22 protein-coding genes are annotated in these 23427 nt (G+C 43.0%); 6 read left to right on the top strand and 16 right to left on the bottom strand.

All coding sequences use genetic code 11. From position 1 onward, the window contains the following. Positions 1-11 precede the first annotated feature (11 nt). The 4 genes from V6Z54_RS09220 to V6Z54_RS09205 all read right to left on the bottom strand — a co-directional run bounded on the left by V6Z54_RS09220 (position 12) and on the right by V6Z54_RS09205 (position 3709). Positions 12-1301, bottom strand: a complete 1290-nt coding sequence (locus tag V6Z54_RS09220) for a UDP-N-acetylglucosamine 1-carboxyvinyltransferase (RefSeq protein WP_338527955.1) — start codon at positions 1299-1301, stop codon at positions 12-14. Positions 1302-1548: 247 nt separating this feature from the next. Beyond that, positions 1549-2187: a fructose-6-phosphate aldolase gene (fsa, locus tag V6Z54_RS09215; protein ID WP_024426351.1), complete on the bottom strand. Its 639-nt coding sequence runs from the start codon at positions 2185-2187 to the stop codon at positions 1549-1551. Positions 2188-2298: 111 nt separating this feature from the next. Further along, positions 2299-3156, bottom strand: coding sequence for a class II fructose-bisphosphate aldolase (locus V6Z54_RS09210; protein ID WP_024423748.1), 858 nt, complete (start codon positions 3154-3156; stop codon positions 2299-2301). Positions 3157-3334: 178 nt separating this feature from the next. After that, the gene (locus V6Z54_RS09205; protein WP_003214681.1) at positions 3335-3709 is read right to left on the bottom strand and encodes a response regulator; all 375 of its coding nucleotides are present in this window, start codon (positions 3707-3709) and stop codon (positions 3335-3337) included. A gap of 180 nt (positions 3710-3889) precedes the next feature. Here V6Z54_RS09205 and V6Z54_RS09200 point away from each other — a divergent pair, with 180 nt between their 5' ends. Next, on the top strand, positions 3890-4420 hold the full coding sequence (locus tag V6Z54_RS09200) for a DUF2529 domain-containing protein (protein WP_338527954.1): 531 nt from the start codon (positions 3890-3892) through the stop codon (positions 4418-4420). Between the two features lie 40 nt (positions 4421-4460). On the opposite strand, the gene pyrG is transcribed toward V6Z54_RS09200, so the two are convergent. The 8 genes from pyrG to V6Z54_RS09160 all read right to left on the bottom strand — a co-directional run bounded on the left by pyrG (position 4461) and on the right by V6Z54_RS09160 (position 13974). Beyond that, positions 4461-6068 (bottom strand): CTP synthase (glutamine hydrolyzing), encoded by a 1608-nt coding sequence (pyrG, locus tag V6Z54_RS09195; protein WP_041087818.1) that lies wholly within the window; start codon positions 6066-6068, stop codon positions 4461-4463. A gap of 239 nt (positions 6069-6307) precedes the next feature. After that, positions 6308-6847 carry a DNA-directed RNA polymerase subunit delta gene (gene rpoE / locus V6Z54_RS09190; RefSeq protein ID WP_041087816.1) on the bottom strand — a complete coding sequence of 180 codons (540 nt, stop codon included), beginning with the start codon at positions 6845-6847 and terminating at the stop codon, positions 6308-6310. Positions 6848-7095: 248 nt separating this feature from the next. Further along, a complete protein-coding gene (locus V6Z54_RS09185; RefSeq protein WP_041087813.1) occupies positions 7096-7293 on the bottom strand; it encodes a hypothetical protein in 198 nt (65 codons plus the stop codon). A gap of 126 nt (positions 7294-7419) precedes the next feature. Next, a complete protein-coding gene (locus tag V6Z54_RS09180) occupies positions 7420-8562 on the bottom strand; it encodes an acyl-CoA dehydrogenase (protein WP_073978862.1) in 1143 nt (380 codons plus the stop codon). Between the two features lie 16 nt (positions 8563-8578). Further along, positions 8579-9691 (bottom strand): acyl-CoA dehydrogenase family protein, encoded by a 1113-nt coding sequence (locus V6Z54_RS09175; protein WP_269102749.1) that lies wholly within the window; start codon positions 9689-9691, stop codon positions 8579-8581. An 11-nt stretch (positions 9692-9702) separates the two neighbouring features. Continuing rightward, entirely contained in the window at positions 9703-10566 is an 864-nt protein-coding gene (locus tag V6Z54_RS09170) for a 3-hydroxybutyryl-CoA dehydrogenase (protein ID WP_073978860.1), read from the bottom strand. Continuing rightward, positions 10566-11759, bottom strand: a complete 1194-nt coding sequence (locus V6Z54_RS09165) for an acetyl-CoA C-acetyltransferase (protein ID WP_041087805.1) — start codon at positions 11757-11759, stop codon at positions 10566-10568. The genes V6Z54_RS09170 and V6Z54_RS09165 overlap by 1 nt, the downstream gene beginning before the upstream one ends. A gap of 103 nt (positions 11760-11862) precedes the next feature. Continuing rightward, positions 11863-13974, bottom strand: coding sequence for a heterodisulfide reductase-related iron-sulfur binding cluster (locus V6Z54_RS09160; protein WP_338527953.1), 2112 nt, complete (start codon positions 13972-13974; stop codon positions 11863-11865). A gap of 143 nt (positions 13975-14117) precedes the next feature. Here V6Z54_RS09160 and cls (V6Z54_RS09155) point away from each other — a divergent pair, with 143 nt between their 5' ends. The 3 genes from cls (V6Z54_RS09155) (at position 14118) to V6Z54_RS09145 (ending at position 16617) form a co-directional block, all read left to right on the top strand. Then, positions 14118-15314, top strand: coding sequence for a cardiolipin synthase (cls, locus tag V6Z54_RS09155; protein WP_039182165.1), 1197 nt, complete (start codon positions 14118-14120; stop codon positions 15312-15314). A 12-nt stretch (positions 15315-15326) separates the two neighbouring features. Further along, complete coding sequence (gene uvsE / locus V6Z54_RS09150; RefSeq protein ID WP_073978859.1) at positions 15327-16289, top strand: UV DNA damage repair endonuclease UvsE; 963 nt, start codon at positions 15327-15329, stop codon at positions 16287-16289. A 73-nt stretch (positions 16290-16362) separates the two neighbouring features. Further along, entirely contained in the window at positions 16363-16617 is a 255-nt protein-coding gene (locus V6Z54_RS09145) for a hypothetical protein (RefSeq protein WP_039182170.1), read from the top strand. Between the two features lie 28 nt (positions 16618-16645). On the opposite strand, the gene V6Z54_RS09140 is transcribed toward V6Z54_RS09145, so the two are convergent. The 4 genes from V6Z54_RS09140 to cls (V6Z54_RS09125) all read right to left on the bottom strand — a co-directional run bounded on the left by V6Z54_RS09140 (position 16646) and on the right by cls (V6Z54_RS09125) (position 21450). Then, positions 16646-17644: a S66 peptidase family protein gene (locus V6Z54_RS09140; RefSeq protein WP_338527952.1), complete on the bottom strand. Its 999-nt coding sequence runs from the start codon at positions 17642-17644 to the stop codon at positions 16646-16648. 87 nt (positions 17645-17731) lie between these two features. After that, entirely contained in the window at positions 17732-17974 is a 243-nt protein-coding gene (locus V6Z54_RS09135; RefSeq protein WP_041087795.1) for a hypothetical protein, read from the bottom strand. Positions 17975-18126: 152 nt separating this feature from the next. Beyond that, a complete protein-coding gene (locus V6Z54_RS09130) occupies positions 18127-19842 on the bottom strand; it encodes an ABC transporter ATP-binding protein (RefSeq protein WP_041088614.1) in 1716 nt (571 codons plus the stop codon). Positions 19843-19947: 105 nt separating this feature from the next. After that, on the bottom strand, positions 19948-21450 hold the full coding sequence (gene cls, locus V6Z54_RS09125) for a cardiolipin synthase (RefSeq protein ID WP_041088612.1): 1503 nt from the start codon (positions 21448-21450) through the stop codon (positions 19948-19950). A gap of 152 nt (positions 21451-21602) precedes the next feature. On the opposite strand from cls (V6Z54_RS09125), the gene V6Z54_RS09120 reads away from it, so the two are divergent. Next, complete coding sequence (locus V6Z54_RS09120; protein WP_338527951.1) at positions 21603-22574, top strand: S66 peptidase family protein; 972 nt, start codon at positions 21603-21605, stop codon at positions 22572-22574. Between the two features lie 507 nt (positions 22575-23081). After that, positions 23082-23399: a hypothetical protein gene (locus V6Z54_RS09115; RefSeq protein ID WP_041087791.1), complete on the top strand. Its 318-nt coding sequence runs from the start codon at positions 23082-23084 to the stop codon at positions 23397-23399. Positions 23400-23427: the final 28 nt, after the last annotated feature.

Below are 23427 nucleotides of genomic sequence, written 5' to 3'. Positions count from 1 at the left end.
CAGTCAAAGCCTTATGAATTTTGAAGTTCTTCTATTTCTTGGTCATTCAGCTTTTCACGCCAGATGGTTGCACCCAAGCCTTCAAGCTTCTTCTCAAGCAAACTATATCCTCTGTCTATATGTTCAAGCCCTGTGATTTCGGTCACACCGTCTGCCATTAACCCTGCGACAACAAGACAAGCGCCTGCACGCAGATCACTTGCTTTGACCTTTGCTCCTTGGAGCTGCGTTTGTCCGGTAATAATAGCAGATCTTCCTTCGACCTTCATGTTTGCACCCATTCGACGCAATTCGTCAATGTGCTTAAAGCGGGCTGAGTAGATCGTATCTGTGACCACACTCGTGCCTTTCGCTTTTGTTAACAGCGCCGTCATCGGCTGCTGAAGGTCAGTCGGAAAGCCCGGATACACAAGGGTTTTGATATCGACAGGCTTGAGTCCTTCGTTTCTGCCAACGATCAGCATCTGATCGTTGCTCGTTTCAATGGTGAACCCCATTTCTCTAAGTTTCGCCGTAATTGATTCTAAATGAGTTGGGATCACATTATCAAGTACAACTTCATCTCCCATCGCTGCACCAGCTATTAAAAATGTTCCTGCTTCGATGCGGTCAGGGATGATTGAATGCTTACAGCCATGAAGGGATTCTACACCTTCGATTCGAATGACATCGGTACCCGCACCTTTAATTTTGGCTCCCATGCTTGTAAGCAGTGTCGCTACATCAATAATTTCGGGTTCCTTTGCAGCATTTTCAATCACTGTTTTTCCTTCAGCCAGTACGGCTGCCAGCATGATGTTGATCGTCGCACCTACACTGACAACATCAAGATAAATCCGGGCTCCGACTAATTTTTCAGCGCGCAAATAAATCGCACCCTGCTCGTTTGTCACCTCGGCTCCAAGTGCTTCAAAGCCTTTGATATGCTGATCGATCGGCCTAGGTCCTAAGTGGCATCCTCCTGGCAGTCCGATGACAGCCTGCTTAAATCTTCCCAGCATGGCTCCCATTAAATAATAGGATGCACGCAGTTTTTTCACTTTTCCATTAGGAAGCGGCATACTGATCATGGAAGCAGGATTAACAACCATTTCACCTTTTTCAAAAGTGACCTTCCCGCCAATTTCTTCTAACAGATCTCGTAATGTGTCGATATCTGATATATGCGGAAGGCCTTCAATGGTTACTGGAGAATCAGCGAGAATCGTGGCGGGAATCAGTGCCACAGCACTATTTTTCGCACCACTAATATGTACGGTCCCGCGCAAGGGATCACCGCCGGCAATGTTTAACTTTTCCATATTTGTCTCCCTTCTTAAAGAAGATCACTGTTGGAGTTATACTGTTTGTGGATGTCGCGCTTTAAAAGGTCTTGTCCAAAATTTAGCCAATATCAAGAGAAAGAATACAGGTTAAACGAAATTTGTCGGAAGAAAAATAATCGAAGCTTTGCGAGGCTGTGATGTTCTCTTCTTTGCACAAAACATTTCTTAGCGTTTATTAGGGAAACTGCGGCAAACGAGAGACGAACCCGCCTGCCGCAATCAATTATTTATTCCAATCTGCTAAAAATTGCTCAATGCCTGCATCCGTTAATGGGTGTTTCGTCAGCTGCTTGATGACTTTCAGCGGCATTGTGCCGATATGAGCACCTCTAAGCGCAGCTTCTGTCACATGCTGCGGGTGACGAATAGATGCAGCAATGATTTGTGTATCTAATCCATGAACATCAAAAATAGTTTTTACTTCGCTGATGAGATCAAGACCATTTTGGCCAATGTCATCTAAGCGGCCGAGGAATGGAGAGACATACGTCGCACCAGCTCTAGCTGCAAGAAGTGCCTGGTTTGCACTAAAAATCAATGTAACGTTTGTTTTAATTCCAAGGTCTGTTAATGCTTTGACAGCTTTAAGGCCATCTGTAGTCATTGGAATTTTGACCGTGATATTTGGTGCGATAGCAGCAAGCTCTTTTCCTTCTTCAATCATTTCCTCTGCTTTTAGGGAAATCACTTCTGCACTGACAGAACCTGATACCACGTCAGTGATTTCGCGAAGGCGGTCGTGGAATGATACGTCCTTTTCTTTCGCTACTAAACTAGGGTTTGTTGTGACGCCTGCTAAAATGCCAAGCTCGTGCGCCTCTTTGATGTCTTCAATATTCGCTGTATCTACGAAAAATAACATAACTGTGCCACTCTCCTATCAATAAATTATCTGAAATGTAAATTTGATTGCGCTTTCTCAAGATATGGAGAAAACCGCCTGTGACTCAGGCGGCTTTCGGTTCTCATCAAATTATGCTTGGTTAGAAGAACCAAATTCGCGCATTTTGCCGATAACAGTCGCTTTAATTGCGTCACGAGCTGGTCCAAGATATTTACGTGGATCATACTCTTCTGTTTTTGCAGCAAGTGTTTCGCGTACTGCTTTCGCAGAAGCAATTTGGTTTTCAGTGTTTACATTGATTTTTGCTGTACCAAGTGAAATTGCACGCTTGATGTCAGCAGTTGGGATACCTGTTCCGCCGTGAAGAACAAGTGGAAGGCCAGTTGTTTTTCCGATTTCTTCCATTTCAGCGAAACCAAGGTTTGGTTCACCTTTGTATGGACCATGTACTGAACCTAATGCAGGTGCAAGGCAGTCAATACCAGTGCGTTCTACAAGCTCTTGGCACTCTTTTGGATCAGCATAAATAACGCCCTCAGCGATGACGTCATCTTCTTGCCCACCAACAGTTCCAAGTTCAGCTTCTACAGACACACCATGGAAATGTGCAAGTTCAACGACTTTCGCAGTTGTTTCCACATTTTCATCGAATGGGTGGTGAGAAGCATCGATCATGACAGAAGTAAATCCTGCATGAATCGCTTTTGCACAAGATTCAAAGCTTGAACCGTGATCTAAATGAATCGCAACAGGAACTGTTACATTATATTCTTCGATTAACGCTTTAACCATTGCGACAACTGTTTTGAAGCCGCCCATGTAGCGTCCTGCTCCTTCAGATACTCCCAAGATAACAGGAGATTTCTCTTCTTCAGCAGCTTGTAAAATCGCTTGCGTGAATTCTAAGTTATTTAAGTTAAACTGTCCAACAGCGTAACCTTTTTCCTTTGCGTCTTTCAACATTTCTGTCATTGAAACTAAAGGCATGATGAAAAATCCTCCCTATGTAGCTAATTTGCTTGCTAAAAAAAGCTCTCCACCCTAGCATGACCAGAATTTCTCGCCATATGTAAACTTTCAAAGTCAGATCGCTTTCTTCTTCCTTTCTAGAATACCAATTATTCGACAAATCGGCAACAGAATGACTCGATTCAATCATTTCCATCTAGCCATTTGTTTCAAGCGGCAGGTATTCTTTGACAGCATCTCGGATTTCATCAATATCAAAAGGCTTAGCGAAATGCGTCAATGCACCGAGTTCTTTGGATTCTTGGATCATATCTAATTCGCCATATGCTGTCATAATGATGACACGGATGTCTTCATCAATTAATTTCATCCGTTTTAAAATTTCGATACCATCCATTCCGGGGATTTTCATATCAAGCAGGACAAGGTTCGGTCTATGGTTTTTCACAATATCTAATGCCTGTAGTCCATTGGCAGCTTGGAAGGTTTGATAGCCTTCTTTATGAAACACTTCATTCAATAATATTCTAATACCGTACTGATCATCGACAATTAAAATTTTCTCATTCATCTGTTACACCCCATTGCTTTCATTTTTCGCCATAAAAAGAGCTGTTGTTAAATAATTCTGTTTGATTTTCACATTTCCTTTAATTATAATAGTTTACTTTACGACATTTTCTGAGCATTTTTCCTAATATTCTCTTTATATTCTATTATAAAATGATCTGACCGAAGGAGGAAATGAGTCTTGTTAAAAATTTTTACGACCCAGTTATCAGGTATTTTTTCACGTATTGGAGAAAAGCAGGCTGAAGCGATTGAGGACGGTGCACGCCTTCTTGCACAGGCTGTTGTCAGTGGACATGCCGTTTATTTTCACGGAAAGAATGAACTGGCTGCTGTCGCCCTAGAGGCATCTGAAAGCAATGAGCCGTTTCCCGGTGCGAAAGTGCTGCCGCTCGATCAAAAGGAGCGCAGCTTACTTCAACCAAGTGACAGGGTGCTGCTATTTTATTCAGACCCAGAAGATCAGGAAATTCGATCTCTTGTTAAAGAGCTGCACGAACAAGGTACGCCCGTTGTTGGTGTAGGGCCGGCACAAAAGGAGCCGTGCACGATTGAAGAGCATTGTGATGTCCACATTGATTTTCAGCTCAAGAAACCGCTTGTGCCCGCTGAAGATGGGACAAGGTTTGGTTTTCCTGCTTTAATGACCTGCTTATACGTCTACCACGCCCTATCGTTTACTGTGAAGGAGATCGTGGAGGAATATGAATAAAAAAACTGCCGAGAAGTGATATTCTCGGCAGTTTTTTGTTTTATTTTGATTCAGATGCTTGTAGTGAAGCACCAACGAAATCTCTAAATAATGGCTGTGGTCTTGTCGGTCTTGAAACGAATTCTGGGTGGAACTGAGAAGCAAGGAACCAAGGGTGATCCTTGAGCTCGATAATTTCAACAAGACGTCCGTCTGGGCTTGTACCAGAGAAGACGAAGCCTGCTGCTTCCATTTGCTGTCTGTATTCGTTATTAAATTCGTAGCGATGACGGTGGCGTTCGTAGACCACTTCGTCATTGTATGCAGCAAATGCTTTTGAGTCTTCATTTAATTTACAAGGATATAGACCGAGACGAAGTGTTCCGCCTAGATCATCTACATCCTTCTGTTCTGGAAGAAGGTCAATGATTGGGAATGCTGTTTCAGGATCAATTTCCGCTGAATGAGCTCCTTCAAGGCCTAATACGTTTCTTGCGTATTCGATAGATGCCACTTGCATTCCTAAGCAGATTCCGAAGAATGGCACTTTGTTTTCACGGGCAAATTGTGTAGCAATGATTTTCCCTTCTACTCCGCGGTCTCCGAAGCCTCCAGGAACAATAATTCCGTCAACATCTTGTACGAAATCAGCGATATTCTCTGCTGTCACTTCTTCTGCATTGATCCATTTAATTTGAACATCTGCATCAAACGCATAACCAGCATGACGAAGTGATTCAACGACAGAAATATAAGCATCTTGCAGCTCAACATATTTCCCTACAAGACCAATTGTGACTTGTTTTGAAAGGTTTTGCACTTTATCAACAAGTGCTGTCCACTCCGTCATGTCCGCATCTTGGCAGTTAAGTTTCATATGTTCACATACTAGCTTGTCCAGCCCTTGTTTTTGTAAATCAAGCGGAATGGAGTAAAGCGTGTCTGCATCCTGACATTCGATAACAGCTTTTGTATCAATATCACAAAATAGTGCAATTTTGTCCTTCATATCTTGTGCCAATGGCATTTCCGTTCTGACCACGATGACATTTGGCTGAATACCAAGACTGCGAAGTTCTTTTACACTATGCTGTGTTGGTTTTGTTTTCAATTCACCCGCTGCACGGATGTAAGGAACGAGGGTACAATGAATGTACATCACGTTTTCACGGCCGATGTCACTCTTCATTTGACGAATGGCTTCAAGGAAGGGAAGGGATTCGATATCTCCTACTGTCCCGCCGATTTCTGTAATAACCACATCTGCACCCGTTTCTTTTCCGGCACGGTACACGCGGTCTTTGATTTCATTTGTAATGTGGGGAATGACCTGTACTGTTCCACCTAAGTAGTCACCGCGGCGCTCTTTCTTCAGAACAGTAGAGTAGATTTTACCAGTTGTGACGTTGCTGTACTTATTTAAGTTAATATCAATGAAACGCTCGTAGTGACCTAAGTCAAGGTCTGTTTCAGCACCATCATCTGTGACAAAAACCTCACCGTGCTGGTATGGACTCATTGTCCCCGGGTCTACGTTGATGTATGGATCGAATTTTTGAATGGTGACATCCATCCCTCTATTTTTCAGAAGGCGGCCTAATGAAGCAGCCGTGATTCCTTTCCCAAGTGAGGAAACAACTCCTCCTGTTACAAAAATATACTTTGTCATTTCGTATGCTCCTCTCTTTTTTACCCTTGCATGTCTACACATGCACAGCTTCATCCTTTTTAGAGTGTATCCCTAAATCTCTTGAAAAATAAGAAAGCTCCCTTTCAAATAAATGAAAGGGAGCGTAAATGAACGTATCTTTACGTACTCTTTTTTAGAGAGCCCAAAATACATACTACATAGTTCGCTCACGAAAGTCAAGACGGTTTTGTCCTGTTTTGAGGACCGGTATGAGAGGGTTATTTCTCTTCCTCATCATCGTCTAAATCGTCTTCATCAATCTCCGTTAAGCCGTCATCATCTTCATCATCATCTTCGTCGAAGTCTTCAAGTTCTTCATCGATTTCTTCATCATCGTCTAGGTCGAGATCATCGTCGTCTTCTACAAGATCAAGGTCTTCTTCAAGCTCGTCGATTTCTTCTTCCTCTTCGATTTCATCGAAGTCGTCTTCAACGACAGCTGCTTTTGATTTTTTCTTTTTCGCTTTTGTTTTCACAGCTGGCTGAACTTCTTCTTCGATTTGATCAACTGGATACCAGCTGCGAAGTCCCCATCTCTGATCACCTAACGAAATAAAGCGGCCATCTATATTTAAGTCTGTATAAAATTGAGCAAGTCGATCATCAAGATCGGATTTTTGTATTCCTTGCAAACGGACAATTTCATCTATTAACTCGGAAAACGTAATTGGTGTTTTGCTGTCTCTGAAAATTTCATAAGCAAGTTCAACTAAAGACATTTGTTTGAGCTGTTCCTGTGAGTATTCTTTCAAACTCAAGGTCAGACACTCCCTTTCTATTACATGTATGTATCCATTTATCAGTGAAATAATAAGTATTTATACCTTATTCTTACGACAAACCATACCTCTCATTATAAACAAATTAGGGGAGTTTATGCCACCTTTATTGATGTTAATTTTTGATTTTTTCTCACGAGTAGCGCCAAGAGGTCCATCATCTGTATGAAAATGGACCGGTTCTTGTATACGGCATACTTTTTGTCTTTCAGTTGTTCACGTCTATTTTAAAACTGGATGTTCTGAATGGATGAGAGAACGAGAAAAATCGTGAATAACATTCCCGCTGACATGAGTACGATGAGTTTTCTGCGGCTGTTGTTTTTTTCTTCCTTCTTTTTTGGAGACTTTGTAAGCTCTGCGGAAACCATAATCCAGATAACCATTGTGACGATTGCTGTAATGCCTATAAATGTTGAGTTCAATATCAAAACCCCCATATTTTTCCCATTTTTAACATAATACCACATACTTATGGATTATGATTAGAAATTACATTACATACTAACCAAAACAGACCACCTCACGTTCAGGCGGTCTTTGCTTGTTTTCTACATATCTAGCAGTTTCCTTGAGATGACCAGACGCTGGATTTCCTGTGTTCCTTCATAAATTTGAGTGATTTTCGCATCACGCATGTATCGTTCGACTGGGTAATCCTTTGTGTAGCCGTACCCGCCGAAGATTTGAACCGCTTCTGTCGTCACCTTCATTGCTGTATCACCAGCGAAAAGCTTGGACATGGCTGATTCCTTTCCATACGGGAGGCCTTTCGTTTCCAGCCATGCCGCCTGGTAAGTAAGCAGCCTTGATGCTTCAATCGCTGTGGCCATATCAGCCAGCTTAAAGGCGATTCCTTGCTGCTGAATGATTGGTTTCCCAAATTGTTTACGCTCCTTAGCATAATCAACCGCCGCATCAAGAGCGCCTTGAGCAATCCCAACCGCCTGTGCAGCAATGCCGTTCCTTCCGCCATCGAGCGTCATCATGGCTATTTTGAATCCTTCTCCTTCTTGACCGAGCCGGTTCCTTTCATGAATCCGGCAATCTTCAAATCGAATTTCAGTTGTTGGCGATGAGCGTATGCCCAGTTTGCTTTCCTTTTTTCCAACAGAAAAACCATGTGTCTCTTTTTCTACAATAAAAGCAGTTGTATTTCGAGATGAAGCTCCTTGGTCTGTTACGGCAAACACAATATAATAATCTGCAATGCCTCCATTTGTAATAAAGATTTTCGCCCCGTTCAGGACATATTCACTGCCTGCCTTGACGGCCGTTGTCTTCATACCGCCAGCATCTGAACCAGAACCGCTTTCTGTGAGCGCATATGCTCCTATCTTCCGCCCTTCTGCAAGCGGCTTTAAATAGGTCTCTTTTTGTTCATCTGTTCCAAATGTATAGATTGGCCATGAAGCAAGAGAGGTATGGGCGGACAGGGTGACGCCTGTAGAGGCGCATACTCTTGAAAGCTCCTCAACTGCTATGACGTAGGCTAAATAATCACTGCCGATTCCACCCACGTCTTCCGGCCAAGGGATACCCGTTAAACCGAGCTCCGCCATTTTACGAAAAATAGATGGATCATATGTCTCTGTTTCGTCTCGCTCTGCTGCTGTTGGCTCCACTTCATTTTTCGCAAAGTCTCTCACCATTTTTTGAATCATTTCATGTTCGTCACTTAATTGGAACTGCATCGTGAGCCACCTCGTTTCATATTAGCTGTTTACAGATGACCAGCCTTTGAATTTCACTTGTTCCTTCATAGATTTCACAAATTTTCGCATCACGAAAGTAACGTTCTGCTTGATAGCGATTCGTATAACCATCCATGCCTAGCAAATGGATCGCTTCTGTACTGATCTCCACCGCCGTTTTTGACGCAAATAGCTTTGCCATTGATGCTTCCTTTGTGACGGGACGATTGGCCTCTTTGAAAGAAGCCGCTTGATAGACGAGCAGTTTAGCTGCCTCAAGCTTCGCTGCCAAATCGCCCAGTCGAATGGTCGTTTCAAGACCTGCTGGATGTCGCTTTAAATAGCTGACTGCCTCGGTTAAAGCAGCTTCTCCAATGCCAAGGCTTTGAGCTGCAATCCCGATTCTCCCTGCATTTAAGCTAGACATGGCAATTTGAAAGCCCTCTCCTTCTGCACCGAGCAGCTGATCTTTTGGAATCCGCACGCTATCAAAATGAAGCGTGACTGTTTTTGAACCGTGCAGTCCCATCTTTTTCTCATCTTTTCCAATCGTAAATCCCGGCGTATCTTTCTCGACAATGAACGCCGATATATTTTTTCTCGCAGAAGCCGGATCGGTCACCGCAAAGACAAGATATAGCTCTGCCTCTCCGCCGCTTGTGATAAAGATTTTCGTCCCATTTAATACATAATCACCGCCCATCCGCTCTGCTCTTAACTGAATACCGGAGGCATCTGATCCGGCCTTTGGTTCAGTCAGACAAAAGGCGCCCAGCTTCTCTCCTGATGCAAGCAGCGGGACATAGGATTCTTTTTGTTCCTTCGTTCCAAAAGTCAAAATAGGCATCGTCACAACAGATGTATGAACGGACACAATGACACCGATGGTCGCACTCACTTTCGATAATTCATGGATTGCGATGATATACGTTGTAAAATCTGCTCCTAAGCCTTGGTACGAAGCTGGTATTGGAATCCCTAGATAGCCTTGCCGTCCCATTTCACTTAAAAGGTTTTTTGGAAACCGGCCTTGTTCCATGGCTTCAACTTCAGGGAATATACGCTGGCGTGCAAATTCTGCTGTCTGTTCTCTCCAGAGACGCTGTTTATCCGTAAGCAAAGCATCCATCTTGACTCCCCCTATGAGTGGTCGTGGTATGTGTAAAAACCTCTCTTTGTCTTTTTGCCAAGCCAGCCTGCATTCACGTATTTTTTCAAAAGAGGACAAGGTCGATATTTGCTGTCTCCAAGTCCCTCGTGAAGGGTATTCATAATAAATAAACATGTATCCAATCCGATGAAATCAGCTAAACGAAGCGGCCCCATTGGGTGATTCATCCCAAGTGTCATCACGCCATCAATGCTTTCTGCATCTGCCACGCCTTCATATAGGGTGTAGATGGCTTCATTGATCATTGGCATCAATATGCGATTTGAGACGAACCCTGGGAAGTCTTCCACTTCAATTGGGGTTTTGTTTAATGTCTTCGCTGTTTCATAAACAAATTGATATGTGTCATCACTCGTTTGCAGCGCTCGAATGACTTCAACCAGTTTCATGACAGGAACCGGATTCATAAAATGCATGCCAATCACTTTCTTCGGTCTGCTCGTCACAGCTGCTAATTCTGTGATCGACAAGGAAGACGTATTTGTCGCAAATATGGCCTCCGCCTCTGCAAATTGATCAAGTGTTTCAAAGATTTGTTTTTTGACACTCATTTGTTCAGAAGCAGCTTCAATCACTAAATGAGCCTGCTGGACGTCTTTTAAATCTGTGGATACGGCAAGCCGCTGCGTGATATCTCGAACTGCCTGATGTGCCAATTTTCCTTTTTCTGCCCGCTTCGTCAGTTGTTTGGTCATGGAGGAAATGGCTCGATGAATCTGCTTTTCTGATGCATCATGGAGCAGGACTGTATAGCCTGACTGTGCAAACACTTGGGCAATGCCTGATCCCATTTGACCGGCTCCAACGACCATAACGGTCTCTTCTATACTCATCAAAAAACGCCTCCCTTTTCATCTACCTTTATCATGATCGCATCTCCTTGACCGCCTCCACTGCAAATTGCCGCAATGCCAATGCCACCGCCTCTTTGTCTTAATGCATGAATCAATGTCAATACGATACGTGTTCCGCTTGCCCCAATCGGATGACCGAGTGCGACAGCCCCTCCGTTGATATTTATTTTCCGCCGGTCGATCCCGGTCATTTTTTCACATGCCAGAGCCACAGCTGAAAAGGCCTCATTGATTTCAAACAAATCGATATCCTCTAGGCGCTTTCCTGTTTTCTTTAAAAGCTTCTCGATGGCAAGGGCTGGTGTTTTCGGGAAATCCTTCGCCTCTACAGCAACCTGAGTATGACCGAGAATGACTGCCATTGGCTTTACACCATGCCGTGCAGCATACGTGTCTTTCATTAAAAGAAGCGTACCTGCACCATCATTGACACCTGGTGCATTTCCAGCGGTGATGGTACCCTTCTGATCAAAAACAGGCATGAGCTTTGACAGCCGTTCATATGACGTATCACGCCGCGGAGATTCATCTTCTGTGATCAGCCGTTTTCCCGTTTTTGTTTTGACAGTGACGGGGGTGATTTCATGTTGAAAAAAGCCACTTTTTTGCGCTTCAATGGCCCGTTCGTGACTTCTGAGTGCCCACAGATCCTGCTCTTCCCGCGTGATGCCAAGCTCCTTTGCAGCCATACTTCCATACTCACCCATATGAACGCCTGTAAACGAACAGGTTAAGCCATCTAAAATCATCGCATCTTGTACTGCACCATCTCCCATTTTGTAGCCCCATCGCGCTTTTTTTAGCAGATAAGGAGCGTGAGACATGGATTCCATACCGCCCGCCGCGATGACCTCAGCATCTCCGGCTCGAATGATTTGATCTGCCGTGCTCACACTGCGCATGCCCGATGCACAGACTTTATTGATGGTTTGTGTTGGAACAGACCAAGGAAGATCAGCATATCTTGCTGCTTGCCTTGAAGGAATCTGCCCTTGCCCTCCTTGTAAAACACTTCCCATAATGACCTCATCTATTTCATGAGAACCCGAAACTCTTTCCAGTGCAGCCTTGACCGCTATACCGCCTAGCTCTGCGGCAGTCAAACCACTGAGAGCACCGCCTAGTTTTCCAAATGGCGTTCTTGCTCCAGATACAATGACCGTCGTACTCATGTATGTCCCTCCCTAATTGTTACCGCTTACATATCATCTAGGCAGCTGATGTAACAGCGCCATGGATAAGCCGATGAACATTCTATTCATCGGCCTGTCATGTTTACGACACCTGCTTTCCAGCCTCACCAAACACTGATTTTTCAAGAAGTTCGGCGACATCAAATGTGCCTACCTGCTCCTCTACTTCCTTCGCCTTCGTCCCATCTCCCAGCATCGTTAAGCAATAAGGACACCCTGAGCTGATGATGGACGGCTGGACCTGTAGCGCCTGCTCCGTTCGTGCAGTGTTAATCCGGGTACCCGTCTCTTCTTCCATCCACATTAAGCCCCCGCCTGCACCGCAGCACATACCAGTTTCACGGTTGCGTTCCATTTCTTTCAGCGTCACACCTGGAATGGCTTTTAAAATGTCTCTTGGCGGGTCGTACACTTCGTTATATCTGCCTAAGTAGCATGAGTCGTGGAAGGTAATCACCTCGTTCACTTCATGTACAGGCGTTATTTTCCCTTCTTTCACTAACTCTGCCAGTAATTCTGTATGATGGTACACTTCTGCCTCAAGTCCAAAGTCTGGATATTCATTTTTAAATAAGTTGTAGGCGTGTGGATCAATCGTGACGATCTTTGTGACGCCGTTTTTCTGGAATTCTTCAATGTTTTTTGCAGCAAGCTCTTGGAATAAAAATTCGTTTCCGAGTCTTCTCGGAGTATCGCCTGAGTTTTTCTCTTTATTGCCTAGGATCGCAAAGGATACCCCTGCTTCATTGAGGAGTTTTGCAAAGGCCAGAGCAATCTTTTGGCTTCGATTGTCATATGCCCCCATTGAACCAACCCAGAATAAATAATCAAAGGTTTGCTCTGCTTTTTTCAGCTCTTTCACTGTCGGCACATGCACATCTTCTCTCAGTTCACGCCAATTTTCTCTTTCTTTCCGGTTCAATCCCCACGGGTTTCCTTGGCGCTCAATGCTTGTCATGGCACGCTGAGCATCTGCGTCCATTTTCCCTTCGGTCAGCACAAGATATCTGCGCATATCAATAATCTTATCAACGTGTTCATTCATGACAGGGCATTGATCTTCACAGTTTCGGCACGTCGTACATGCCCAGATTTCTTCTTCTGTAATGACCTCTCCAATAAGAGAAGGATGGTATATAGAGCTGGCAGCCGACTCTTCCGCACCTGCTCCTCTCGCCTGCAGTGCCAGCTGGTTTCCTGTTGTCTGCTTGAAGGCAAGCTGCGGTACCCAAGGTGTTTTCGATGTAATGGCGGCCCCTTTATTGGTTAAATGATCTCTTAACCTTAAAATCAAATCCATTGGAGACAGCATCTTCCCTGTCCCTGTTGCCGGGCACATATTCGTGCAGCGCCCGCATTCCACACAGGCATATAGATCGATCAGCTGAGACTGACGGAAGTCTTCAATTTTTCCCACACCGAAGGTCTCTTGTGTCTCATCTTCAAAATCGATTTTTTGCAGCTTGCCTGGCGGGTCTAATCTGCTGACAAATACGTTCACAGGTCCTGCAATCAGATGAGCGTGCTTTGACTGCGGAACATATACTAAGAATGTCAGCAAAATAAGAAGATGCACCCACCATGCGGCATAAAAAACAATCGCAGCCGCAAGAGGCGAAATTCCGCCCAGCAAGAAAGCAATACTAGAAGCGATTGGCTCAGTTGGTGATAGAGAGTGTCCATGCCAGATGATGTTCATGCCGTTCCCTAGTAAAACTGTCAGCATTAAGCCGCCAATAAATAAAAGCACTAGACCCGATTTGAAGCCTCGTTTTAAACGCACAAGCTTCTCCACGTATCTTCTATGAAAAGCCCATACAACGGCCACTAAAATGAGAAGTGTGACCACCTCTTGGAAAAACGTAAAGACACCGTACACCGGACCTAAAGGAAGCCCGCTGTCTGGAATAAGCCCCTTCAAAATAAAATCAAGGGCTCCGAACTGCACAAGGATAAATCCGTAGAAAAACAGCACGTGAATGATGCCGCTCTTCTTGTCCTTTAACAGCTTCTTTTGCCCAAATACATTGACCCAAACACGCTCTAAGCGTTTCTTCATGTCTTGTTGAAACTCTTCTTTTTTACCAAGACGAATATACGCCGCTCGTGTTCGAATGAGATAAACAAACAAATACAGAGCGTAAGCGGTCACCGCCGCAAATGCGATCAAGTTGATGATTAAAAGGCTATTCATCTTGCTCCCCCTTTCATTCCCCAAAACCCACTTTGTTCCGTTTCCATGTTGTACCTCTATCATAAATAATGAATGAGTATTCAGTCAATATTTTTTACGCGTTTGGGTACACTATTGAAATATGCAAAAAAGGAGGAAGTTTCATGATCGCATTGATCATCCTACTCGTACTCATTGCCATCGTTTTGCTCGTCATGTTAGACCTTTATATGGGAAAGAAATATTTTTCTACGCACGCATTTGAACGGTCTTTTGACCAAACAAGCGGCGATGCCACCTTTTATCATGATGGCGAACCATTTTTCGATCAGCTGCTTACGGATATACAGCAGGCCTCTTCTTCTATTCATATGATGTTCTTTATTGTAAAGAACGACAAGATTGGTCAAAGGGTGTTCCAAGCATTGAAAGCCAAAGCGGAGCAAGGCGTTTCCGTCTTTTTGCTGACCGACCGATTAGGCTCCTATCCGTTTGATCAAAAGTCGATTGACATGCTAGAAAGAAGCGGCATTCAATTTTACTTTTTAAATAAGCCTCGTTTTCCTTTTTTGATTTACCGGTTAAATATGAGAAATCACCGTAAAATTACGGTGATTGATGGGAAGATTGGCTATATTGGCGGATTTAATATAGGCGATGAATATGTTGGGAAAAAAGGCCGCTTTGGCATTTGGAAGGATTATCATTTGCGGATGACTGGACAGGTTGTCGCAGATCTCCAGCATGTGTTTCTGAATGATTTGTACCGGTCGTCTGGCATTCATCAGCTGCAATATGAGGTTTTCCCTGCATTGGAACCGGGAACATTACAATGCACAACACGCGCGACTGCCGGTTTTTCTTTAGAAGCTTTATTTCTCCAAGATATTGAGCAAGCAAAGAAACAGATCATCATCTGTACGCCTTATTTTATTCCATCAGCCCCTCTTCTGAAGGCGCTGCTTGATGCACGAAAGCGGGGCGTCACAGTTGAAATTATCATTCCAATGAAAGCGGATCATCCACTTGTCAAAGAGGCTGGTTTTCATTATTTGAAGGATCTCATTGCCTCTGGATGTCTTGTTTATCGTTTTTATAAAGGGTTTTATCATTCGAAAGCCATATTGATTGATCACAGCCGCTGTATGATCAGTACCGCGAATTTTGATAAACGAAGCTTGTTTTTAAACGAAGAAGTAGATGTAGCTATTGATGATCCCGACTTTACTGCACACGTAGAGGAAAAGATTCGGGAGCATATGGAAGTATCTGAGATCCTGACAGAAGAAACATTGTCAAAGCGTCCCCTTTTCACACGGCCGCTTGAGTGGGTTGCCGCCATGTTCTCGTATTTTTTATAAAGGAGATGACCTATGCGTTATCGATTTGGTTATGTATCCAATGCTGTCACCTTGTGGGAAGCTTCTCCTGCCAAGTCGCTGACCTTTGCTAGATACAGCAAGCTCTCTAAGGAAGAAAGAAAAGAGGCTTTATTGCGAACAACGAAAGCCAATCTCGTGAATACATTAAGAACGCTTTATTTCGCCATTGCTCATGATATCCCGCTGTACCGTTTTTCAAGCTCGATCGTCCCACTCGCGACCCATCCCGAGGTGCGCTGGGACTTCGTGACACCTTTTCACAAAGAATTTCTTGAGATTGGCAAGTTGGTGAAACGGCACAACTTACGGGTAAGCTTTCACCCCAATCAATTCACCTTGTTTACCAGCCCAAAACCTTCAATTACAGAAAATGCCGTCATCGATATGACGTACCATTATCAGATGCTTGAGGCAATGAAGCTCGAAAAGGAAGGTTACATGAATATTCATGTAGGCGGGGCGTACGGCGATAAAGAATCGGCTCTTCAACGCTTTAATGAAAATATCAAACAGCTTCCGGCTCATATCAAAGCAAGAATGACACTTGAGAACGATGACAAAACATATACGTCGCTCGAAACGCTTGATGTATGTGAAAAGCATGACATTCCATTTGTTTTTGATTACCATCATCACGTGGCAAATAAAGATGACGATGCCGCACTCGATGACATCCTTCCAAGAATGTTCGACACTTGGACAAAGACTGGCATTCCGCCCAAAATCCACTTGTCTTCACCTAAATCAGAAAAAGCCATACGCAGTCATGCAGATGGTGTAGAAATGGCCTTTGTCTTACCGCTTTTTCAAGCATTAAAACCGTATGGCCGTGATGTAGATTTTATGATTGAAGCAAAATTAAAGGATCAGGCTCTGCTCCGTCTAGTCGAAGAGCTGTCTGCGATAAGGGGCAATCGGCGGACGGGCGGAGGAACTATTGAGTGGAAATCATAGAGAAAGGTTTACCTTTGTGCAAATGGGGGTAACAAAGCTATTGTGAGAAAGTAATTAACAGGAGGATATGAAGATGTCTCAAATCTATTCAATCCGAATCGCTGCAAAAGCGTTGAATTTACATAAGCTTATTTCTCTTTATGAAAAGTGCCAGCAGGCTCAGCATCGTATATATGTGTATTCTAAAAAAACAATGTGCAGCATTAAGAACATCGTAGAGCTTGAAACCTTCAGGCTCACTCATTTAGAATCTGATTACTTAATTGTGGTTGAAGGGAAAAAAGCGCAAGACCTTCTACAGCCGTTTGAGAAAGAAAAGGTTTCATAAAAAAGAGCAGCCCTCGGGCCGCTCTTTTTTATATCCACTCTTCTGTCAGCCAAACTTGTTTGGAAGCTGCATCTATTTTCACTTGTGCCCCGATTGGCATCGTAAGCATAGGGTGCGTATGGGCACAGTCAAAATCAGCGATGAGTGGTCTCTTCGTCGCTCCAAGCACCTCAAGCAAAATCTCGTAAGGCTCTTTGCCCGTCCCTTCATCATCAAACAGCTCATGTTTTCCTAAAAGAATCCCTGACACCCGTTCAAACACTCCATTTACTTTCAATAAAGAGAAATTCTTTTCTACAACAGAAGCGGTTTTCATGCAATCTTCAATGAGGAGGATGTCTCCGTTTTGGATGGCTGGCATGAACTCACTTCCCCATATGCCGTACATCGCATTCAGGTTCCCGCCGATCAATCTGCCTTCTGCCTGTCCCTCTATGACGCACAGCCAATCATTCGGACGCTGCTTTTTGTCACGCGTCTTTTCTTCCCAATTGATTCGTTCATCTGTCCAAAAAGGCGGTTCTTCAATCTGATAAGGAATGCTTTGAGTGGACATCAAGATGTCCTCAAATGACTGATATGTATGATTAACAAACGGTTCAAACTCGCCAAACGAAGGGACAAGCGCCGGCCCGTAGAAAACAGGCAGGCCCGTTTTTTCGTACGCCGCTAGTAGAATCGCTGTCGCATCTGAATAACCGATCATGATTTTCGGATGTTGATTCAGCAGCTCAAAATCAAGATAAGGCAGCAAACTATTTGAATTCGTCCCGCCAATCATTGACATGATGCACGCCAAGTCCTCTCTAGCCATCAGCTCATTCAGCTCATCAGCTCGTTCTTGAATTGTACCGGAACGGTAGTGATCCTCTTTCCCTGTTAATGATCCTGAGATCACAATAAATCCCTTTTGCTCAAGCCACTTCTTCGCCCGCTGATACCTAAGAGGCGAGGTCGCTGATGCAGGACTGGAAGGTGAAAAAATACCGATCTTATCGCCCTTTTGTAATCGCCGAAGCCCCTTCATTCCATCAGATCCTTCCTACACGCATTTTTTCTATCCTAACAAAAAAAGCCCTTTATCAAAAGGGCTACTGAACGAATGAAAATCTTTTCAAAAAAATATTTTAAAAAGGCCAAGTAATATGAGCGTAAAACTAATAATCAATGCTATCGATATTTTGAATTTGCTTAAAGAACTGTCTATAACGTTTACAAAAAGGTGAATGCCAAATAAAATAATCCCAATGTAAAAAAATACTGGGTTGATTCCAGCTGGAATGATCAATATAAATAAACCAACAAGAGTCACGTAGTGAATGCTTTTCAGCATGAATGTTTTTGCTGTTTCGCTCAAACAACCCTCTCCTTTTGGATCTAATTTCCTTAAATTATATCAAAATTCCATTTAAATGGTGATTTAAATATTTGCAGGACGAACCACTTTTTTATGATCACATATAAAAAAATGAGTCCAGCTCAATAGCTGAACTCATTTACGCCTTACTATCAATGACCAAACTGCGCTTCATGCAGTCTGCTGTACACGCCGCCCATTTGGATGAGGTCTTGGTGACGGCCTTGTTCTTGTATGCCTTCCTCTGTTACGACGATGATACGGTCAGCGTGCTTAATTGTTGCCAGGCGGTGGGCAATAACGAGTGTCGTCCTGCCGACAGCCAGTTCGCTTAGTGCATCCTGTATAGCTTTTTCTGTTTCTGTATCAAGTGCTGATGTGGCTTCATCTAAAATTAGAATTGAAGGATTTTTTAGGAACATCCGTGCAATCGACAGGCGCTGCTTTTGACCGCCTGACAATTTGACGCCGCGCTCGCCTATAACAGTATTTAATCCTTCTGGGAAACGCTGAACGAGTTCCTCTAAATGCGCACGACGTACAGCCTCCCAAATCTCTGCATCGCTGGCTTCTAGGTTGCCGTATGCGATGTTTTCTCGAATGGTGCCTGAGAATAAAAAGACATCCTGCTGCACAATGCCGATCTGCTGTCTTAAAGAAGAGAGGGTCATCGATTTTGTACTCACACCATCAATCGTAATTTCCCCTTCATCCACATCATAAAAACGCGGCAGCAAACTGCAGATCGTCGATTTTCCGGCTCCTGAGGGCCCGACAAACGCAACGGTTTCTCCTTGTTTGATCTTCAAATCGATATCCTTTAACACATGACTGTGCTCATCGTAGCCAAATGTCACGTTTCGATATTCAATTTCACCTTTCAGCCCAAATACATCACGAGCTCCTTCTGTATCCTTCACATCTGGCTCTGTTTCAAGTAAGTCGACATAGCTTTTAAAGCCAGCAATGCCTTTTGGATACATTTCAATCACTGTGTTAATCTTATCAATCGGTCTGAATAAGACGTTTGTAATCAGAACAAACGCGATAAATCCACCTGCCGTTAATTGACCCTGCAGAACAAACCATGTCCCTGCTAGAAGGACAAACAGTGTCACAAGACGTGTCAGAATGTAACTGATTGAGCCGTTAACCGACATGATTTTATATGAAAGAAGCTTCGCTTTCCGAAAGCGGTTGTTGTTTTCAGCAAAACGCTTTTTCTCGAAATGTTCGTTGGCAAAGGCTTGAACAAGACGAATACCGCCGATATTGTTTTCAACCCTTGCATGAAAGTCTCCAATGTCATTGTTCAGCTGTGTAATCGCCTGTGTCATCTTTTTATTAAAATGAAGGGCAAGCCAAATGATGACGGGCATGATCAAGAAGGTTAAAATGGCAAGCTGCCAGTTAATCATTAGCATGACAGCAAAGGCGCCAAGAATCGTCATAATCGCAATAAACAAATCCTCAGGTCCGTGATGAGCCACCTCACCAATGTACATGAGGTCATTTGTCATCCGAGACATAAGCTTACCCGTTTTGTTGTTATCAAAAAACTTAAATGAGAGACGCTGAAAATGATCAAACAGCTTCTTCCTCATATCTGTTTCAATATTGATGCCAAGCATGTGTCCCCAGTACGACACAATAAATTGCATCACTGAGCTGAGGGCATAAATGATAAACAGAGCAAGTGCGGTCCAGGCAATGACTGTCCAGTTCCCTGTTGGTAATAACGTATCAATGAAGTAGTTCACGATCAGCGGGAAACCAAGTTCCATTAATCCAACTGCGACAGCGCAAAAGAAATCTAAAAAGAACAGACCGCGATAGGGCCTGTAATAGGCGAAAAAGCGTTTTAGCATATGTAAAAGGACCTCATTTCCTCTATAATTGATAATCATTTTCAATTATAGAGGAATCCTCTGCAAAATACTAGATAAGGAAATGATTTCTTTGACTGGAAATCCTCATAATACGCCAGAAAACAATCGAGCAAATGATTCCTTCAACCGCTCTTTTAAGCCTCTTTTATAAAAATGAACAGGACCCATTTGTTCACATTCCTTCATATCTTCCTCATAGTGGGCCATCAATTGCTCAATTGGCTTTTTCGCAGCTGTAAAGACATTGACCTCAAAATTAAGCTGAAAGCTTCTCATATCAACATTTGCAGTGCCGACAGAGGCGAGTTCTCCATCTGCGATCATCACCTTTTGATGCATGAACCCTTTTTGATAGTGATACACCTTGATGCCCTCTTTTAGAAGCTCAGAAAAATAGGATCGTGTGGCATATTGCGTGAGAAATCCGTCATTGATCTCAGGTACCATCACCCGCACATCCACCCCTCTTGTGGCAGCGATTTTGAGCGCAGTGCGAATCGATTCGTTTGGTACAAAGTAAGGTGTGGCAATCCAGACAAATTGTTTCGCATTAGAAATGAGAGCATCATATAAATCACTCATACTTTCTTTCATATCAGGTCCAGTTGGTACAACCTGAATGACATCCTCTCCGGTGACAGGATGCGGCGTATGATACTTCGGATCATCAATTAATACTTCATCTGATACGTATTCCCAGTCGAGCATAAAAACGGAGTGAAGGGTCTGAACAGCCTCACCCTTTAACATGGCATGCGTATCACGCCAAAAGCCGATCTTTTCATCCCGTCCTACGTATTCCTTGCCAACATTTAATCCTCCAACAAACCCTGTCTTTCCATCAATAATGACGATTTTTCGGTGATTTCGGAAATTGAATTTTTGATTAAAGAATCCATATTTTAAAGGTAGAAAAGGAGCGACCTTAACCCCTGCCTGCTTCAAGCGTTTAATATCTTTTCGTGAGAAACGAATGCTGCCCGCCGCATCATATATGAAGCGGACCTCTACCCCTTCTTTCACTTTTTCAATCAAAATCTCCATCATCCGGTGGCCGAGGAAATCAGATTTAAACATGTAATATTCAATATGAATGAATGATTTTGCCTTTTTTAACTCTTCAAAAATTCGGGGAAACGTCTCCTCTCCATTTTTTAAAATGTCCATATCACTATTTGTATTCACATGCATGCCTGTAGCTTTTTCTGTGTATTGAAAAAAACCACGCTGATTATCGGTTAAACGTGATTCATCCGGCTTGCTCTCAAGCTCAGATATTCTTCTTAATTTTTCACGGTTATACATTCTCTTTGATTTGAATAAATGACCTTTTACATAGAGCTGCCCTGAGAACAGATAAAACATATAACCAATGATCGGGAAAAAAACCAGCACATATATCCATAACAACGTGTGCTGTGATGTACGGTTCTCCAGCATGAGTGAGACGATACTAAATAAAATAATGGCGATATAAATCGCTGCGTACAGCTGAACGCTCCACGCCGGCACAGTCCACCAATACACCACATATGCACCGAATATCATAAAATATAAAAATAAAAATTCCAGTCTTCTTTTTTTCACATTCTCCGCCCTCATTCTGTCTTTTTCTCTTCCATACCCTTTGCACAGCTTGTATGAAACGCACGACCCATTCCTTTCTCCTAGCCTTTACAGACTTGCGCTATTTGATCCGATATAATAGAGAAATATGTGATGGAAAGGAAGATCTGTTTATGCACACCCCCTCACCTCTTAAAAAAGGGAGCCATATACGTGTTATTGCCCCAAGCCGAAGTGCCAGCATTTTATCAGAAGAAGGAATTGCTCAAGCGAAAAAACGTTTAGAGGCTTTAGGCTTCACTGTCTCTTTAGGACAGCATGTGTTTGAATGTGACCTTCATTCCTCATCGTCTATTGAACACCGCTTGTCTGATCTGCATGAGGCGTTCAGAGATAATGATGTCGATGGTATTTTGACAGCCATCGGAGGCTTCAACTGCAATGAACTTTTGCCTTATATTGATTACGACTTGATCCGTCAGCATCCTAAAGTCCTTTGCGGCTATAGTGACATCACTGCACTTGCAAACGCCATTACAGCGAAATGTGATATGGTGACATATTCTGGCCTCCATTTCTCAAGCTTTCAAATGGAGCAGGGACAGGAGGAACAGACTGCCATGTTTCAAGCTTGCTTGATGAACGGCGGCGAACCGTTTGATGTGATTCCTTCGACAAAATGGAGTGATGATGCTTGGTATCTTGATCAAGCGAACAGGCAGTTTCATCCGACGAAATGGAACATATATCAGGAAGGAACAGTTGAAGGCACCTTGTATGGTGGAAACCTTTGTACACTGAACTTACTACAAGGGACATCGTTTATGCCGAATGTAAAGGATGCGATCTTATTTGTAGAGGATGATGAGCTGGTGTTCCCTGAAATGTTCGCCAGAGACCTTACCTCCCTCTTGCAGCATGCACAATCAATCAAAGGATTGATCATCGGGCGCTTTCAGAAGAAATCCAAGATGACAGAGGAACATTTAAGATTCATTCTTGATAAACACCCAATGCTCAAACACATCCCAGTGATTTACGATGTCGATATCGGACATACACAGCCCGTCTTCACCTTCCCAATTGGTGGAAACGTTCAGCTAGCGTGTACAAATGGTGACATAAAGCTGCGCATTCATTCATAACTAAAGGCAAAAAAGCACCCGAATAGGCGGTGCTTTTTTCTATGCCACCATCTTTTTTAAAATTTTTTTAGAAAAAGTGATCCAACCCTTCATTCCCTTCGTTAAGTGGATGTAAAAAGAAAAGAGAGGAGGCAAAAATATGTTTTCTGATGTACTTAGCCAATTATTCGATTCTATCTCTAACATGATCAACACACTTGGATAATTCCATTTAACGCACACATACTACATGCTTAACGAAGGGAGGCACACTCTATGTTCTCTGATGTACTTAGCCAATTATTTGATTCTATTTCTAACATTATTAATACGCTTGGATAATTTTCAAAACCCGCTGTCTCTTGAGGATAGCGGGTTTTTACATATTTTGAGTGAATGACATGTTGTTCCATTAAATAAATCTAGAACACTGCCTTCTATGAGCATGTTTCTGTTAAGTTATTTAAACAAACCTAATTGGATGCTATAATCTATTAAAGGAATATATTAACTATTTAAGGAGATATAATGAAAAAACGTTTGATTGGTTTGTTTTTTATTACTCTTTGTATTCTTGGATTAAGTTCCACTCCAAATCGTCTCACTCTTTCTGAAGAAGAATTAGATCAAAAGGTGACACAAGTATTAGACTCGTTATGGAAAGAGCATGGCTTGTTACATTATCAAATCGTTAAGACAGATCCCACAATTTCCATCGGCATCAATACTTCAAAAGATATAGCAGGTTTGCAGTCTGTATTAGAAAAGAAACTTCCTAAACAAGCATTAGAGAATTATGAAATTGAGATTTTCCAGAGAAATAAAAATGATATAAACGTTGAATGACAAAAACCCACTCCTGTTCCGAGTGGGT

It is taken from the genome of Bacillus sp. MAG717A, from assembly GCF_036884855.1.
GTDB lineage: Bacteria > Bacillota > Bacilli > Bacillales > Bacillaceae > Bacillus > Bacillus safensis.
This window is presented reverse-complemented; position numbering and strand designations above follow the sequence as displayed.

Coding starts and splice junctions, on each gene's coding strand:
- V6Z54_RS09220 (WP_338527955.1), bottom strand. CDS start 1,301: ATGGAAAAGTTAAACATTGCCGGCGGTGATCCCTTGCGCGGGACCGTA.
- fsa (WP_024426351.1), bottom strand. CDS start 2,187: ATGTTATTTTTCGTAGATACAGCGAATATTGAAGACATCAAAGAGGCG.
- V6Z54_RS09210 (WP_024423748.1), bottom strand. CDS start 3,156: ATGCCTTTAGTTTCAATGACAGAAATGTTGAAAGACGCAAAGGAAAAA.
- V6Z54_RS09205 (WP_003214681.1), bottom strand. CDS start 3,709: ATGAATGAGAAAATTTTAATTGTCGATGATCAGTACGGTATTAGAATA.
- pyrG (WP_041087818.1), bottom strand. CDS start 6,068: ATGACAAAGTATATTTTTGTAACAGGAGGAGTTGTTTCCTCACTTGGG.
- V6Z54_RS09180 (WP_073978862.1), bottom strand. CDS start 8,562: ATGCAGTTCCAATTAAGTGACGAACATGAAATGATTCAAAAAATGGTG.
- V6Z54_RS09175 (WP_269102749.1), bottom strand. CDS start 9,691: ATGGATGCTTTGCTTACGGATAAACAGCGTCTCTGGAGAGAACAGACA.
- V6Z54_RS09170 (WP_073978860.1), bottom strand. CDS start 10,566: ATGAGTATAGAAGAGACCGTTATGGTCGTTGGAGCCGGTCAAATGGGA.
- V6Z54_RS09165 (WP_041087805.1), bottom strand. CDS start 11,759: ATGAGTACGACGGTCATTGTATCTGGAGCAAGAACGCCATTTGGAAAA.
- V6Z54_RS09160 (WP_338527953.1), bottom strand. CDS start 13,974: ATGAATAGCCTTTTAATCATCAACTTGATCGCATTTGCGGCGGTGACC.
- cls (WP_039182165.1), top strand. CDS start 14,118: ATGATCGCATTGATCATCCTACTCGTACTCATTGCCATCGTTTTGCTC.
- uvsE (WP_073978859.1), top strand. CDS start 15,327: ATGCGTTATCGATTTGGTTATGTATCCAATGCTGTCACCTTGTGGGAA.
- V6Z54_RS09145 (WP_039182170.1), top strand. CDS start 16,363: ATGTCTCAAATCTATTCAATCCGAATCGCTGCAAAAGCGTTGAATTTA.
- V6Z54_RS09140 (WP_338527952.1), bottom strand. CDS start 17,644: ATGAAGGGGCTTCGGCGATTACAAAAGGGCGATAAGATCGGTATTTTT.
- V6Z54_RS09130 (WP_041088614.1), bottom strand. CDS start 19,842: ATGCTAAAACGCTTTTTCGCCTATTACAGGCCCTATCGCGGTCTGTTC.
- V6Z54_RS09120 (WP_338527951.1), top strand. CDS start 21,603: ATGCACACCCCCTCACCTCTTAAAAAAGGGAGCCATATACGTGTTATT.
- V6Z54_RS09115 (WP_041087791.1), top strand. CDS start 23,082: ATGAAAAAACGTTTGATTGGTTTGTTTTTTATTACTCTTTGTATTCTT.